Raw genomic sequence first — 14,978 nt, 5'->3', positions numbered from 1 at the left:
CCTTATGAATAATACTATTTTGTCTTCTTGTAATTTAATTAAGATTGTAGTGTTTGTTTTTTTCTCTACATGTTGTTCTGCACAAGTATATACATCAAAAGAGAATATTAATAATGATTGGGAGTATCTAGAATTAAATTTAAACAGTGTAGATCAGGTACATAAACAAACTGATTGGGAGTCAATTAACTTACCGCACACTTGGAATAATTTTGATACCATGGATCTTCGACCTGGTTATAGAAGAAGTGCCAGTTGGTATAGAAGATATATCCAGATAGATACTATAGATAAGAAGTTAGCACATCAATTATATTTTGAAGGTTCAAACATTACTACTCAGGTCTATGTGAATGGAAAATTTTCCGGAGAACATATTGGAGGTTATATCGGTTTTTCTTTTGATATTTCAGATCAATTAAGGATTGGAAAAAATGAAATATTAGTTCGTGTAGATAATAGCTATAATCCGGAAATAATACCTTCTCAGAAAAGTGACTTTTTTATTTACGGTGGAATTACCAGAGATGTATGGTTTATTAAAAAGTATATAACCAATATTTCGAATCTAAAAATTACTACTCCAGATGTCTCTGAAGAAAAAGCATCGTTAAGGTTAGATTTGGAAATAGAAGACTTAAAAGTAAAAGAGGAATATGAATTAGTAGCTCAATTATTTGAGCCAAGCGGAAAAAAGATACAAACTGTTTCGAAAAAAGTAAATAATAGCCAATTAACAATAGATTTTAAAAATATAACTAAACCATTACTCTGGGGTATTGACGTTCCTAATCTATATAAGGTAGAAATTTTATTATTAAAATCCGGAGAGCAAGTTGATAAATTAATGGATCGATTTGGTTTTCGTTGGTTCGAATTTAAGAAAAATGGGCCATTCTATTTAAATGGTAAAAGAGTATTGTTACGAGGAACACATCGTCATGAAGAGCATGCCGGATATGGTGCTGCTATGCCTAATACATTACATCGTAAAGACATTTTGGCAATAAAGGAAATGGGAGCTAATTTTATTAGGTTGGCACATTATCCGCAAGATCCAGAGGTGTACAAAATGTGCGATGAACTAGGAATTCTAATATGGGATGAATTGCCATGGTGCAGAGGAGGAATAGGGAATGAAAAGTGGAAAACCAACACTAAAAATATGTTATCCGAGATTATCAACCAAAATTATAATCATCCAAGTGTGATTATTTGGTCTTTGGGTAATGAAATTTATTGGTTGCCAGATTTTGAAGATGGTGATAATGAAGAGAAACTAAACGAGTTTTTGAAAGAATTAAATACATTATCGCATACTTTAGATCCTACAAGAATGACGGCTATCAGAAAATATTATGCTGGTTCTGATATTGTTGATGTATTCTCCCCTTCAATTTGGTCTGGTTGGTATTCTGGTAGTTATACTACTTATGAGAAGGCTTTAAAAAAATATATAAAAGAATATGATCATTTTATCCATGCAGAATATGGAGGGTCTAGTCATTATGCTAGACATACCGAAAATCCAATTGATGGTCAAGGAGCTATGGATCCTGATGGTTGGACAGAAGCAATAACACAGACTTCGGTTACTAATATTGCAAAGATTGGTGATTGGAGTGAAAATTATATTGTAGATCTTTTCGATTGGCACTTAAAAATAGCGGAAACTAATATATCCTTTGTGGGTAATGTACAATGGGCATTTAAAGATTTTGGAACGCCATTAAGACCAGAAAATGATATTCCGTATGTAAATCAAAAAGGAATAATGGATCGAGAGGGGAATCCTAAAGATTCATATTATGTTTTTAAAAGTTATTGGGCAAAGGATCCATTTGTATATATAGAATCTCACACGTGGACAGAAAGGCAAGGACCTAGGGATACTTCACGTACTATGAATGTATTTAGTAACTGTGATACGGTAGAATTCTTTTTTGAAGGAAAATCTTTAGGAGAAAAGAAAAAAGATATTAATGAGTTTCCAGCTTCTGGACTAACCTGGGATGTGCTTTTTAAAGAGGGTGCTAACCAATTAAAAGCAATAGGATATAAAGATGGAGTTAAAGTTACAGATAGTCTTAAAGTTAACTACAGATACAAGAAAAATGATGTAGCTAAATCTTTGTCATTATCATATAAAAAATTAAAAAATGGTAATTACCTGATTATCGCTACTGCAAAAGATAAAGAAGGATTGAGATGTTTAGACTACGAAGAGAGAGTCTATTTTCAATGCTTATCTGGAGGAGTAACTAAGAAGTATCTAGGGACACCAATGGGTAGTGAATCCATTAAAATGTCTAATGGAATAGCACAAATTGAAGTTATACCAGATAAAGAAAACTCTGCTATTGAGATGATGGTATTAAACCAAAGTTTTAAAGGAACTTATTTAACCATATCAAAACAATAGTTAGAGTTCACATTTTGTTAGTTTTTGAATTGTTTGTGGGGAAGGTGTCTTTTGATATCTTCCCTACTTTTTTAGAAAGGAAAATATTCTTTGGCGTTATGATAACAGATATCAGAAACAATTTTCCCTAACCACTTTTCATCGGTGGGTAACATTCCATTTTTTACATCTTCACCAAGTAGATTACAAAGAATACGACGAAAATAATCATGTCTTGGAAAAGATAAAAAACTTCTTGAGTCAGTAAGCATTCCAACAAAACAACTTAGCATACCAAGATTTGATAAGGTGTTTAAATGTTTTTCTATACCATCTTTTTGATCCAAAAACCACCAGGCCGCGCCATATTGAACTTTCCCTTTAATGCTTCCGTCATTAAAATTACCAACCATAGATGCAAAAACTTCGTTGTCAGAAGGATTTAGATTGTAGATAATGGTTTTAGGTAATTGGTCTGTTTTATCTAAAGAGTTTAAAAAACCACTTAGATTTTTAGCTTGAGAATAATCTCCTATCGAATCAAATCCAGTATCTGGGCCAAGCTTTTGTAAAAGCCTTTCGTTATTGTTTCTAATAGCACCTAAGTGGAATTGCTGTATCCATCCTCTTTTATGGTAACAAGTACTTAGATAAGATAAAACCTCGAATTTAAAATAATTAATCTCTACAAAATTAAGTGGTTGTTGTGATTTTATTTTTTTGAAAATTTGGTCAATATTATAAGCTCCTGCAGAGAAAAAATATAAGTTCTCTAATCCATGATCAGATAATCTACAGCCTGCATTATGGAAGTAATCAATTCTGTTTTCTAGTGCCAATAGAAGATCCCCAAAACTTTTAATTTCGATATTGGATTTTTTTCCTAGTTTATGAAGGTAGTTTGCATAAGATAAAGAATTTTCTACAGCATATGATTTGTCTGGTCTAAAAGTAGGTAAGAGTTTCATTGATTTTTCTTGAGTAGCATAAGCTTTATGAGAATCAAGAGTGTCAATTGGATCGTCTGTAGTACAGATTACATCAACGTTATTCATTTGTAGTAATTCCTGAGTTGAATGAGTAGAATTTTGAAGTTGTTCATTACTTACTTCATAAATTTTTTCGGCTGTATTCGGTGATAGTAATTCATTGATCGAAAAGTGTTTCTCAAGTTCCATATGTGACCAATGAAACAACGGATTCCGTATAGTATATGGAACAGTTTCTGCCCATTTTAGGAATTTTTCTTTATCGGCAGATTTTCCAGTGATAAAATTTTCATTAATACCCAATGTTCGCATAGCACGCCATTTATAATGGTCTCCTTGTAACCATGCTTCCGTAATAGTATTAAATCTTCTGTTTTTGTAAATATCTTCCGGGGATAGATGATTGTGATAATCTATGATAGGTAGATGTTTAGCATAAGAATGATATAAGATTTTGGAGAATTTGTTTTGTAGTAAAAAATCATTGTTGATAAAAGTAGATATAGCTTTCATATGGCTAGAAGGTCTGGTTTATTATGCTATTGCAATATACCTAGGGCGTAGTATCTAATGATTTATTTTTGGGTAGAGAATTGTACAATACTTGCAATATTTATAATTTAAATGACTAGAATGATGATATCAACTTAATAGCGTTTCTTCCAATCGCAAAAAAAAAGGCCTCTTATAATGAGGCCTCTTTTTGTATGATTATTTTACATTATGAATATGAACATCTCGTTGTGGATATGGGATTGAAATTCCAGCAGTATCCAATGCCCTTTTAGATTCTTCTAGAGCTCCAAAGTAAACATCCCAATAATCCGCTACCATTACATTAGGTCTTACTACTAAGTTTATAGCATTATCTCCTAGCTCACTAACAGCAACAGTAGGAGCAGGATCTTTTAAAACTTTAGGGTTATCCGTAAGGACTTTCATAATAACGTCTTTAGCTTTTTTGATATCATCTCCATAACCAATACCAATATTTAGGTCCACTCTTAGTGTTCCTTGAGAAGAGTAATTGATAATATTACCATTAGACAAGGTTCCATTAGGAATAATAGCTTCTTTGTTATCTGGAGTTGATAATTTTGTGGTAAAAATCTCTATTTCTTTTACAACACCTAAAACTCCTTGGGCTTCTATTAAGTCTCCAATTTTAAAAGGTTTAAAGATCATAATAAGTACACCTCCGGCAAAATTACCTAAAGATCCCTGTAAAGCTAAACCTATCGCTAAACCAGCAGCTGCAAGAATGGCTGCAAACGATGTGGTTTCTACACCAACAGTACCTAGCACTGCTAGAATTAATAATATTTTCATAATCCAACCAACAAGGTTGACAAGAAATTTTTGCAAACTTTCATCGTAATTTCTAGCCTTCATGAGTTTAGAAACACTTTTCATCAATTTTTTAATGATCCAAGAACCTACAACCCATATTAGAATTGCGCCTACCACCTTGGGCCCAAAATCTACAATAAAATCTAATCCTTTATCTAACCATTTTTGAATATCCATATATAACTTTTTAAAATTTATGATTTGTGAATCTTAAAATTAATGATTTATGTTTTTGAAAACATAATATGCTCTTTAAGAATAATGAAAATTCGATAAATGACCATTTGATCCCTTAAAAAACCATTTAATCCTAAATTTTTGATAAGAGTTCCTACATAACTTCTGGTTTGTTCTTTTTAATTGTACATTAGGCAGCATCAAACAACCCTAAAATTATGTCCGAATTTTGGCTTTACTTAAAGCTTGGTTTCCACCATGTATTAGATTGGCAAGCGTACGATCATATTCTATTCTTAATTGTACTTACCGTTGCTTACACTTTTGATAACTGGAAAAGGATTCTTTTACTGGTTACTTTATTTACGTTAGGTCATACTACTTCTTTGTTTTTAGCAGTGTATGATGTGGTTTCTGTAAACTCTAAACTCGTGGAGTTTTTAATCCCTCTAACAATTTTGGCAGCAGCAATATTTAATGTTTTTACTGCCGGAAAAACTGCAGGTAAAAATAAAATAGGTGTGCTATATGCCACTACAATTTTCTTTGGACTAATTCACGGATTAGGCTTTTCTAGTTTTTTTAATGCAATTAGTAGTAATGTTAGTTCTAAAATTTTACCATTGATGGAATTTGCTTTAGGGATAGAGCTTGCACAACTTATTGTAGTGATTATAGTTCTTATAATTAGTTTTATTATTCAAACGATTTTTAGGTTCTCTAAACGAGATTGGATGCTAGTCATTTCTTCAATAGTAATAGGGATGGTTATTCCGATGATAATTTCAAACAAAATATGGTAATTTATTGTCAATTAGGGTTGTATTTGACACATAGTCATAATATATTCGTATTTTATTAAATATAGATATCATCCATTTTTTATATGTCAAAAAAAAAACAACTAAAATATGACAAAGCGTATCTTAGAATAGCTAGAGAGTGGGGAAAGTTATCTCATTGTGAGAGAAAAAAAGTTGGTGCGGTTATTGTTAAAGATAGAATGATTATTTCTGATGGATTTAATGGAACTCCTACAGGTTTCGAAAATCCTTGTGAAGATGAAGAAGGATATACTAAATGGTACGTGCTTCATGCTGAAGCTAATGCGATATCTAAAGTTGCTTCTTCGACGCAATCTTGCAAGGGATCCACATTATATATTACGTTATCACCTTGTAAGGAGTGCAGTAAATTGATTCATCAGGCCGGAATTAAGAGGATAGTATATCAAAAAGGATATAAAGATAATTCAGGACTTTTATTTTTAGAAAAAGCTGGAGTAGAAATAGAAAAGATTAGTGATTTAGACGATTAATGGGTTATTCAAAAAAATACTTGCCATTATTTATTGGTTTGGCGATGGGAGCGGGAGTTTTTTTAGGTAGTAAACTCGATTTTAGCAATCCATCTGCTAAGTTATTTTCCTACAATGCAAAAAAAGAAAAATTAAACCGCCTAATTGATTACATTGACTATGAGTATGTTGATGAAATCAATACGGATAGTATTGTAGATGTCACAGTAAACAGGATTCTCGAGAATCTGGATCCACATTCGGTATATATACCTCCAGAAGAGCTAGAAGGAATCACAGAAAGCATGCAAGGTGATTTTATTGGTATTGGAGTAAGTTACTATCCTTATAGAGATACCATTTCTGTAATTAACACTATAAAAGGTGGTCCAAGCCAACGATCAGGAATTATGGCAGGTGATCGAATTCTGATGGCAGATAAAGATACTCTTTATGGAGAGCGTTTAAGAAGAGATGGATTAGCAGATAAGCTAAAAGGAGAACTAAATAGTCAGGTTCAGTTAAAAGTTTATAGAAAAGGTAAAGGTATATTTGATGTAGTCGTTAAGCGAGGCAGAGTGCCACTAAAAAGTGTGGATGCTAGTTATATGCTAAAAGAAAATTTAGGTTATATAAAAGTAAATCGCTTTGCTGAAACTACATATAAGGAGTTTAAAAATGCATTAGATTCCTTACAGGATCTTGGAGCAGAGACTTTAGTTGTTGATCTAAGGGATAATGGAGGTGGGTTTATTGCTCCTGCTTTAAAAATGGCAGATGAGTTCTTAGAAAATGATAAGCTTATCATGTTTACCAAAAACAAAAAGGGAGCCATCGAAAATAATTACGCTACGCGTAATGGAAGTTTCGAAAAAGGAAATGTCTATGTGTTAATTAATGAGAATTCTGCATCTGCAAGCGAAATTTTTGCTGGAGCCATTCAAGATAATGATAGAGGAACAATTGTCGGAAGACGCTCTTATGGGAAAGGATTGGTTCAAAGAGAGATGGCGTTAGGAGATGGTAGTGCGATTAGACTAACGATTTCAAGATATTATACTCCAACGGGGCGATCTATTCAGAAACCATATGAGAATGGTAATAAAGAGTATTTTAATGAATATTTAGAACGATATAAAAATGGTGAATTGCAAAATGTAGATAGTATACAAGTTGCAGATTCTTTGAGATTTAAAACACCAGGAGGTAAAACTGTATATGGAGGAGGAGGGATCATACCTGATATCTTTGTAAGTAAGGACACGACCAGAGTTGGAGAGACACTGGATTATATGTTAAGATCTGGAAGAATGGGTGGATACATATTCGAAGAACTCGATAAGAAAAGAGATTTTTATAATAAGCTTACTCCAGAACAGTTTAAGCAAGAAATAGAAATTGACGATGATTTTGCAGATGGATTTCTAATTTATACTAGAAAAAGAGGAGTAGATATTAATTTACAAAATTATAGAGATCAATTAAAGAAATATCTGAAAGCTATTATGGCTCAGCAGTTATTTGGAACCAGTGCATTCGAAAAAATTATTAATAAAGACGATAAAATGATTCAAAAAGTTTTATCTATATCCGATAGTACATAACTAAAACAAAGTGATATGTTAATTTCTGATGATTTTCTGGTTGTTATAGCATTTATATCTTTTATTGCTGCTGCGATACTTCGGTTAATTGATAATAGCGGTTCTATTTTGCTTAAGCATAGTATTTATATAGAATCCTCTTACATATCTCGATCATTACTAAAAAAGTATATTTTTAACGAAAATGAAATAGATTTCAAAAAAAGTTTGAAAAGAGTTCTTGTAATTAGAAATATTCATAATTTTTGTTTGCTAGTATCTATAACAACTATTGGTTGGGTAATTACAAGAAATATTTTCTTCGGGTAGTTTTGGCAAAATAGAATACAAATGTAAATAAATATAAGCCCCCAAAATATGTCAGAATTAACAGAGTATCTAATAGCAATTGCAATTTGTTCTCCACTTTTTTTCTTTATTGTGGCTGTAGCATTTAGATTGTTAGATAATAGTGCTTCTATTTTTTTAGATAACGAAATTCTTGTGGATTCTTCATATGTGTCCGGAGATTTAATTAGGGAACATATTGAGAGTACCGAAGATGTAAAACTAAAAAAGTCTTTAAAAAAGGCACTTGTCTTTAGGAAATTACATAACCTATTTATGATTCTTGCGGTCATATCACTACCGCCAGTAATCATAGCTTGTTTCTTGATACCATTTATTGCTTAGGGATCTTTACTAATCTACTTATCTAGTTCCACGTTTTTGTTGAATAGCTCTAGAAACTAATAAAATCAATAGTAAAATTACAACACAGGCAGAGGCCAGAATACTAATGAGCGCAGTTTTACTATCTCCTTCCAGGAGATTTTTAAAATCCAAAACAGTTGTATTGTATACCATCAAAGAAGTAGCTACTATAATCAGGAGGTAAATAAAATATTTCATCTAGAATAAGCCTTTTATATTAGTTGCAAATAGTTTTACAGCAATAGCCAACAAAATTACACCAAATATCTTACGGACAACGTTAATTCCTTGTTTACCTAAAACCTTTTCAATCTTTCCAGAAGATTTTAAAACGATATAAACAAATATGATATTGATAACAATGGCAATTACGATATTAATCGGTTGGTATTCTGCTCTAAGAGATAGGATAGAAGTCATCGTTCCAGCTCCAGCTATAAGTGGAAATGCTAAGGGAACAACCGCGGCAGTTTCTGGCTCATCATCTTTATATAACTGAATACCTAGTATCATTTCTAGCGCTAGAAAGAATATGATAAAAGCACCAGCTACAGCAAAAGAATTCACATCGATACCAATAAGATTAAGTATCTCTTTACCTACAAATAAAAATAGGATCATTAATATGGCTGCTACCAGGGAGGCTTTTTCGCTTTGTATATGTCCTACTTTTTTACGTAGATCAATAATAATAGGAATGCTACCTACAATATCAATTACTGCAAAGAGTATCATACTCGCAGTCAGTATCTCTTTTAAGTCAAAGTTCATTTTTAGTAGATTTTTTAAAGTTGGCACAAAAATACATAGACTTCACATAGTAAAAGTAGCATAAAAAGATAAATAATCAGTAAAAAATATCTTTCATAAAACTATCTTAGCGATATGTTTCAATTAGGAAAAACCATAGTTTCGGAAGATATCATAGAAAAAGATTTTGTGTGTAATCTTTCCGCTTGTAAAGGAGCGTGTTGCATTGATGGCGAAGCAGGAGCACCATTAGAAGAGTCAGAAGCCCAAAAACTTAAGGAAATCTACCCTATTATAAAACCCTATCTTCGAAAAGAAGGAATCGAAGCAATAGAAAAACAAGGTACTTATATTAAAACACCACATGAGGAATTAGAAACTCCACTAATTGATGGGGCGGATTGTGCTTATGTGATATTTGATAAAAAAGGGACAGCATTATGTGCTATTGAAGAGGCTTATAACCAAGGAGAAGTGGATTGGAAGAAACCAATATCCTGCCATTTATACCCTGTTAGAGTCCAGGATTATACAGAGTTTTCTGCTGTGAATTATCATAAATGGGAAATATGTGATGATGCTTGTACACTTGGTAAAGAACTACAAGTACCGGTGTATAAATTCGTGAAGCAAGCATTGATCCGTAAGTTTGGAGAAGATTGGTATATGGAACTAGAAAAAGTAGCTGAAGACCTTAAAAAATAATTTTCATTATTTTTATTGTAATAAATGTTAACCTTTTAGGGAAAAAGGGATACTAATAAAAAAACCAAAACAATAATTTTATGAAAACAATTCAAGTATGTATCGGACTTTTTATGCTCGCTGCAGTTCCATTTGGCTGTAGTGACGATGATTTAGTTTCCGATGTTGATGTTCCTGATGCAGAAGAAACAGGAACATTTTTAGAACAGGATCTTCATGTTTTATATTTAAGTAGACAAGATGATCTCATTGTCGAAGAGATTACATCAATCGAAGAAGAGTTAGCAGGAGATCCAGACAATCAGGATTTACAAGCGCAATTAGAAGAGCTTGAGTCAAGAAGAGAAACCAACACAGAGCAAATCAATTTTCTAAATGGGCAAATCGATAGTGCCTTAGAGAATGTAGCATTCAGAGGAAGAGTTCCAAGATTACCTCCGATACCACCACCACCGAGTCCTTGTAGTTGTTTCACAAATTTGGATTTTACTAGACTTCAAGAAGTATTAGTAGCAGGTAATGACGAAGGTTTTGCAGTAACTGTCTTTACAGAAAATCAGGAAGTCATTGCTGAATTCGGAAACATTTCCGATTTTGAAGATACTGGATTAAGTGTAATTTCAATTAATGATGCAATTGACTTTCAAGGAAACGTGACAATACAAATTACTAAATTTTTTGAACCAGTAGGTGATATTATCACCTATTCTATAGAAGGAAATATTAACCTTTAGTAACCTAAATAAATAATAATTAAATTAGCTCTCAAATTATTGAGAGCTTTTTTTATGAAAAAGAAATATACACCTTTTTTTTTCCTTTTAGGGATTAATTTTTTGTTCTGCCAGAGTTCGAAAAACCTAAGCAATATAGAAAACCTTTTTAATCGTGGTTTGCCTTATTTGTATGTTAATAACGATAGTGTACACAAATATCTTGACAAAAGTTTAAAATTGTCTTACGACATTGATAGTTTTGATTGGAAATTATCTAACATAACGTACCTGATTACCGCCGACGATTATCATTATAATTTAAAATCTTTACGAAAGAATTTACGCCGAATGGATTCGATGGTTAATTTTGATAAACGTTTTGATACACTCTATGAAAAAAATGATTATATAAAAAACTTTTTGATACAAAAAGGGAATTATAATTTTAAGGTTAAAAATTATGATGCTGCTGCTAATAGCTTCCAAGAACTTCTTGTTCTGTTGATAGATAAAGAGTTAGATTCTATTTCAACTCCAGATAAAACCCTTTTATTTAGTACTTATAATTATTTGGCTTCTATTAATGAAGCAACCGGTGAGAATAAGTTAGCAAAAGATTTTTATAAAAAAGGCCTCTTAATTGGAGAGAATTATCAGATTGAAAGTATAAAATTACGGGTTGCCGGAACTAAAGTCAGGTTGGCGAGAGTTTTTGAAAAAGAAAAAGATTATAAAAATGCAAATCAATTGTTTAAAGAATCTTTATCTTACTATATTTTACAAAGTGACAACCCAAGATTTAAAAACAACCTTCTCTCTACTTATCAACGCCTATCTCAAAACTATCTGCTTCAGGATAGTATTCCAAAAGCAATCAGTACGCTAAAAGAAAGCGAACAGTATTATTCAGAAAATGATGCTTTTGAGCGGAAAGCAGAGCTTTTATACGGTGATATATATACGTCAGATCAGCAATTTGATAAGGCAGAAAATTTCTATCAATCATACGTATCTAAAACCAAAACGTATAGACAAAATCAAAAACATCAGGACATAGCAGAAGCATTTTCTAGATTAGGTAGATTGTATGTGGCTAAAGGTGATCCCAAAAAAGCGCTCCAGTTTTATCAAGAAGCATTGATGCAATTGGCACCGGATTTTGAGAATGCCAATATTAAAGATAATCCTAACCCCAAAAAAGTATTATCTAAATTGGAACTAGTGAAGGTTTTTAAAGAAAAACTAGAAGCACTAAAGTTATTATACAAGCAAAGTAAAGAATTAGAAGATCTTAAGGTGGCGTTAGCAACGTCTTATGCGATTATAGAAGCGTTAGATTTGTTAAAACCTGAGTTCGAAAGTAAGGTTGATAAACAGTTTCTACTATCAGAGATGTACCCAGCTTTTCATAGTATGGTAGAAGTTGCATACGATCTTTTTAGTACTACCAAAGAATCATCTTATATTACAGATGCTTTTTACTTTACGGAGAAAAGTAAAAGCGTGTTGTTGTTAGAAGCTACTAGGAGTACACAGGCTAGTTCTTATGGAGGTGTTCCTGAAGATGTAATTGATCGAGAACAGCAGTTTAGAGCAAATATTATTCATTTAGAAAAGAAGTTTTTTAGCCAAAAGTCTAATATGGTAGTTTTTGATTCGTTATTTCAATTAAAAAATAGGTATTATAATTTTATCTCCGATATTGAGCGTAACTATCCTAAGTATTATGATCTAAAATATAATGCAGAAGTGGTTAGTTTAGAAGAGATTACCTCAGAACTTATCAAAAGTAAAGCGCTATTAAGTTATTTTTCTACAGACACAGATTTATTTTTGATTACGATAGAAAATGACGCAAAAAGCTTTTATAAAATTCCTTTCGGAAATATAGATCGCGAAAGGATTACTAAATTTTATTCATTAGTATCAAAGGTAAATAGTAAGCAGTTATCTGAGATTTATAAAGAAGGATATTCGATATATGAAAATATTCTAAAAGAACCTTTAAAAAAGATTCAATCCAAAGAATTAATTATAATTCCAGATGATATATTAAATTATTTGCCGTTTGATGCATTGTCTGCATCAAAAGATCAATCCGATTATTTGATTCAGGAGTATCAGATTTCTTATATAAATTCAGCGACCTTACTTAAAGAACAGCAAAATAAAATTAAAACGGATAAGAACCGGTTACTGGCATATGCTCCGACTTTTGGTAAAACGAGTGTCAATGTTCGGCAAGATAGATCTGATTTTGGGCCATTGTTGTATAATACAGATGAGGCAGATCAAATAACGAAATTCTTTGACGGAAAAGCTGTTACGGGCAATGAAGCTTCTTTAGTATCCTTTTTAGAAAATTCTCAAACGTATAATATGCTTCATTTTGCTACACACGCAGCGGCAAATGATGAACATCCCGACTATTCCTACCTTGCATTTGCTCCAAATAACAAAGGTGAATCAAGTTTGTTGTATGTGAAAGACCTCTACGAGTATAATATCAATGCAGATTTAGTAACATTAAGTGCCTGTCAGACTGGATTAGGAAAGCTTCAGAAAGGTGAAGGAATGCTAAGTTTAGCAAGAGGATTTAGTTATGCAGGTGCTAAATCTCTAGTCACAACTTTATGGAAAATTAATGATCAGACTACCTCAGAGTTGATGCAAGAATTTTATAAAAACCTAGATGCATCATTCTCAAAAGATAAAGCGTTGCGCGAAGCAAAACTAACGTATTTAAAAACAGCTGAGGATGAGTTGTTAACCCATCCTTATTATTGGTCAGGGTTTATGATTTCGGGTGATACTACGGCGCTTCAGACAAGTGCTTCTTATTTCTGGTGGTTGTTATTGCTTATTATCCCAGTTCTGTTAGTAATTGTCAGGAAACTAAAAAGTTCGAAATAAAGATTTTATCTTAGTTGATTTAGTAGTTGCTCAACATCACTCTTTTTAAAACTTCCTTTTTCAGCCATCTCTTCTAATATGGCGATGGCATCTTTTTTTCTATTTTCTTTTAGGTACGCCAGGGATAAATACCATTTTCCTCTTTCTGATAGTTGATCATTTAGTGAGACATGCTGTTCTAATAATGGAATTGCTTCATTCACATTGTCTGATGCTAGTAAAGAATTTGCTTGATATAAAAGGAAATAAGGTCTTTTCGTTGTTTCATACAGTTTTGCAAACTGATCTGTAGCTAGTTCATATTCTTTGCTTTCGTAAGAAGTGAATGCAATAACTTCTTCATTTTCATCATTCTCACCACGAACAATTGGGGTTACCACGTTTTTGTAAGGTTCGAAATTATCCGCATATAATTCATTAGTGTCTATTGCAAAAGGATTCAGGAATGTTATTCCGCCAATACCAATTATTAATAATATAGAGGCAGCAACCAATAATTTTTTGTAATTAAACAAGGGTATGACTTTAGTTTCATTCGCTACAATTTTAGCTTCGAAAGCTGCCATGCTTTTCCTTAACTGATCTCTATCTTCAGTGCCAGAAACTACTTTTAAGTTTTTATGTAATTCAACATCTTTTCTGAATGATGCATCATTTTCTAATAAGCTGTTAAACTGATCTTTTTCCGCCGGAGTCAGTTCTGATTGTAAATGCTTGTCTATTAGCTCTTCTCGTTCCATTTATGCGGGGGTTTTAATTAATTCTTTTAAGGATTTTAAGCAACGAGATTTCTGGCTTTTTACTACATTTTTACTTTCATAGCCTAAGTTTTCTGCAATCTCATCAATAGTTAGTCCTCGATAATAGAATAAGGTTAACATTTCTTGACAACGTTTCCCCAGATTTTTAAAATGCTGTCTTAATAATTGTTGTTCTGGGGTTAACTGTGGTTCTTCAAAAATTTCTGGTGTATCAGAAGTTTCTGTATAATCCACACTGTTTTCATAAGAAATAGTTTTTTTCTGTTTTTTGAGCTGATCATAGATCATGTATTTCCCAATACTAAATAAATATGTTTTAATAGAACTTTTTATATGATCTAGTTTACCATTAATTGCATGCTCACGTAATGCAATAAATGCCTCTTGATATACATCTATAAGAGCATCATGATCTAGATCATATTTTTTAGCAAACTGCAAAAAAGCATTACGATACTCATTGTAAATCTTTTCTAAGGCTTGATTATGACCTTTTTTTAGCGTTAAGAGTTCTTCCTTCATACGTTGTAACCTTACTATAGGGTAATAGCCTCATCTTATTTTCCGGAGATAAAGTTAACCTTTTTTATAAAAATCACACAAAGAGATAAAACCAAACATA

The 14,978-nt window shown here is 32.1% G+C and carries 15 protein-coding genes; 9 read left to right on the top strand and 6 right to left on the bottom strand.

Translation table 11 applies throughout. The features are described 5' to 3' along the window. Nucleotides 1-4 precede the first annotated feature (4 nt). The gene (locus tag Q0921_RS15445; protein WP_299258407.1) at nucleotides 5-2,422 is read left to right on the top strand and encodes a glycoside hydrolase family 2 TIM barrel-domain containing protein; all 2,418 of its coding nucleotides are present in this window, start codon (nucleotides 5-7) and stop codon (nucleotides 2,420-2,422) included. Nucleotides 2,423-2,493: 71 nt separating this feature from the next. Here the strand turns inward: Q0921_RS15445 and uxaC are convergent, their stop codons facing one another. Both uxaC and Q0921_RS15435 read right to left on the bottom strand, forming a co-directional pair. Further along, the gene (gene uxaC / locus Q0921_RS15440) at nucleotides 2,494-3,903 is read right to left on the bottom strand and encodes a glucuronate isomerase (protein ID WP_299258405.1); all 1,410 of its coding nucleotides are present in this window, start codon (nucleotides 3,901-3,903) and stop codon (nucleotides 2,494-2,496) included. 198 nt (nucleotides 3,904-4,101) lie between these two features. Continuing rightward, nucleotides 4,102-4,917, bottom strand: a complete 816-nt coding sequence (locus tag Q0921_RS15435; RefSeq protein ID WP_299258403.1) for a mechanosensitive ion channel domain-containing protein — start codon at nucleotides 4,915-4,917, stop codon at nucleotides 4,102-4,104. Between the two features lie 218 nt (nucleotides 4,918-5,135). On the opposite strand from Q0921_RS15435, the gene Q0921_RS15430 reads away from it, so the two are divergent. The 5 genes from Q0921_RS15430 (at nucleotide 5,136) to Q0921_RS15410 (ending at nucleotide 8,490) form a co-directional block, all read left to right on the top strand. After that, entirely contained in the window at nucleotides 5,136-5,720 is a 585-nt protein-coding gene (locus Q0921_RS15430; protein ID WP_299258401.1) for a HupE/UreJ family protein, read from the top strand. Nucleotides 5,721-5,803: 83 nt separating this feature from the next. Beyond that, nucleotides 5,804-6,235: a dCMP deaminase family protein gene (locus tag Q0921_RS15425; protein ID WP_299258399.1), complete on the top strand. Its 432-nt coding sequence runs from the start codon at nucleotides 5,804-5,806 to the stop codon at nucleotides 6,233-6,235. Nucleotides 6,236-6,255: 20 nt separating this feature from the next. Then, nucleotides 6,256-7,818: a S41 family peptidase gene (locus Q0921_RS15420; RefSeq protein WP_366520007.1), complete on the top strand. Its 1,563-nt coding sequence runs from the start codon at nucleotides 6,256-6,258 to the stop codon at nucleotides 7,816-7,818. Between the two features lie 15 nt (nucleotides 7,819-7,833). After that, nucleotides 7,834-8,127 carry a hypothetical protein gene (locus Q0921_RS15415; protein WP_299258395.1) on the top strand — a complete coding sequence of 98 codons (294 nt, stop codon included), beginning with the start codon at nucleotides 7,834-7,836 and terminating at the stop codon, nucleotides 8,125-8,127. A 48-nt stretch (nucleotides 8,128-8,175) separates the two neighbouring features. Continuing rightward, the gene (locus Q0921_RS15410; protein ID WP_299258393.1) at nucleotides 8,176-8,490 is read left to right on the top strand and encodes a hypothetical protein; all 315 of its coding nucleotides are present in this window, start codon (nucleotides 8,176-8,178) and stop codon (nucleotides 8,488-8,490) included. 18 nt (nucleotides 8,491-8,508) lie between these two features. On the opposite strand, the gene Q0921_RS15405 is transcribed toward Q0921_RS15410, so the two are convergent. Beyond that, nucleotides 8,509-8,709 (bottom strand): hypothetical protein, encoded by a 201-nt coding sequence (locus tag Q0921_RS15405; protein WP_299258391.1) that lies wholly within the window; start codon nucleotides 8,707-8,709, stop codon nucleotides 8,509-8,511. Then, nucleotides 8,710-9,282, bottom strand: coding sequence for a MarC family protein (locus tag Q0921_RS15400; protein WP_299258389.1), 573 nt, complete (start codon nucleotides 9,280-9,282; stop codon nucleotides 8,710-8,712). A 114-nt stretch (nucleotides 9,283-9,396) separates the two neighbouring features. Here Q0921_RS15400 and Q0921_RS15395 point away from each other — a divergent pair, with 114 nt between their 5' ends. From Q0921_RS15395 to Q0921_RS15385, 3 genes are all read left to right on the top strand, one after another. Continuing rightward, a complete protein-coding gene (locus Q0921_RS15395) occupies nucleotides 9,397-9,966 on the top strand; it encodes a DUF3109 family protein (protein ID WP_299258387.1) in 570 nt (189 codons plus the stop codon). A gap of 80 nt (nucleotides 9,967-10,046) precedes the next feature. Beyond that, nucleotides 10,047-10,700, top strand: a complete 654-nt coding sequence (locus Q0921_RS15390) for a hypothetical protein (RefSeq protein WP_299258385.1) — start codon at nucleotides 10,047-10,049, stop codon at nucleotides 10,698-10,700. Between the two features lie 219 nt (nucleotides 10,701-10,919). After that, on the top strand, nucleotides 10,920-13,595 hold the full coding sequence (locus Q0921_RS15385; protein WP_299258384.1) for a CHAT domain-containing protein: 2,676 nt from the start codon (nucleotides 10,920-10,922) through the stop codon (nucleotides 13,593-13,595). 5 nt (nucleotides 13,596-13,600) lie between these two features. Here the strand turns inward: Q0921_RS15385 and Q0921_RS15380 are convergent, their stop codons facing one another. Together Q0921_RS15380 and Q0921_RS15375 are read right to left on the bottom strand one after the other, a co-directional pair. Then, nucleotides 13,601-14,335: a hypothetical protein gene (locus Q0921_RS15380; RefSeq protein ID WP_299258382.1), complete on the bottom strand. Its 735-nt coding sequence runs from the start codon at nucleotides 14,333-14,335 to the stop codon at nucleotides 13,601-13,603. Continuing rightward, a complete protein-coding gene (locus tag Q0921_RS15375) occupies nucleotides 14,336-14,878 on the bottom strand; it encodes a sigma-70 family RNA polymerase sigma factor (RefSeq protein WP_299258380.1) in 543 nt (180 codons plus the stop codon). Nucleotides 14,879-14,978: the final 100 nt, after the last annotated feature.

The organism is uncultured Aquimarina sp., from assembly GCF_947496855.1.
Taxonomy (GTDB): Bacteria; Bacteroidota; Bacteroidia; order Flavobacteriales; family Flavobacteriaceae; genus Aquimarina.
This window is presented reverse-complemented; position numbering and strand designations above follow the sequence as displayed.

Excerpts from the sequence above, each read along its gene's own strand:
- Q0921_RS15445 (WP_299258407.1), top strand. The coding sequence starts at position 5 with ATGAATAATACTATTTTGTCTTCTTGTAATTTAATTAAGATTGTAGTG.
- uxaC (WP_299258405.1), bottom strand. The coding sequence starts at position 3,903 with ATGAAAGCTATATCTACTTTTATCAACAATGATTTTTTACTACAAAAC.
- Q0921_RS15435 (WP_299258403.1), bottom strand. The coding sequence starts at position 4,917 with ATGGATATTCAAAAATGGTTAGATAAAGGATTAGATTTTATTGTAGAT.
- Q0921_RS15430 (WP_299258401.1), top strand. The coding sequence starts at position 5,136 with ATGTCCGAATTTTGGCTTTACTTAAAGCTTGGTTTCCACCATGTATTA.
- Q0921_RS15425 (WP_299258399.1), top strand. The coding sequence starts at position 5,804 with ATGTCAAAAAAAAAACAACTAAAATATGACAAAGCGTATCTTAGAATA.
- Q0921_RS15415 (WP_299258395.1), top strand. The coding sequence starts at position 7,834 with ATGTTAATTTCTGATGATTTTCTGGTTGTTATAGCATTTATATCTTTT.
- Q0921_RS15410 (WP_299258393.1), top strand. The coding sequence starts at position 8,176 with ATGTCAGAATTAACAGAGTATCTAATAGCAATTGCAATTTGTTCTCCA.
- Q0921_RS15405 (WP_299258391.1), bottom strand. The coding sequence starts at position 8,709 with ATGAAATATTTTATTTACCTCCTGATTATAGTAGCTACTTCTTTGATG.
- Q0921_RS15400 (WP_299258389.1), bottom strand. The coding sequence starts at position 9,282 with ATGAACTTTGACTTAAAAGAGATACTGACTGCGAGTATGATACTCTTT.
- Q0921_RS15395 (WP_299258387.1), top strand. The coding sequence starts at position 9,397 with ATGTTTCAATTAGGAAAAACCATAGTTTCGGAAGATATCATAGAAAAA.
- Q0921_RS15390 (WP_299258385.1), top strand. The coding sequence starts at position 10,047 with ATGAAAACAATTCAAGTATGTATCGGACTTTTTATGCTCGCTGCAGTT.
- Q0921_RS15380 (WP_299258382.1), bottom strand. The coding sequence starts at position 14,335 with ATGGAACGAGAAGAGCTAATAGACAAGCATTTACAATCAGAACTGACT.
- Q0921_RS15375 (WP_299258380.1), bottom strand. The coding sequence starts at position 14,878 with ATGAAGGAAGAACTCTTAACGCTAAAAAAAGGTCATAATCAAGCCTTA.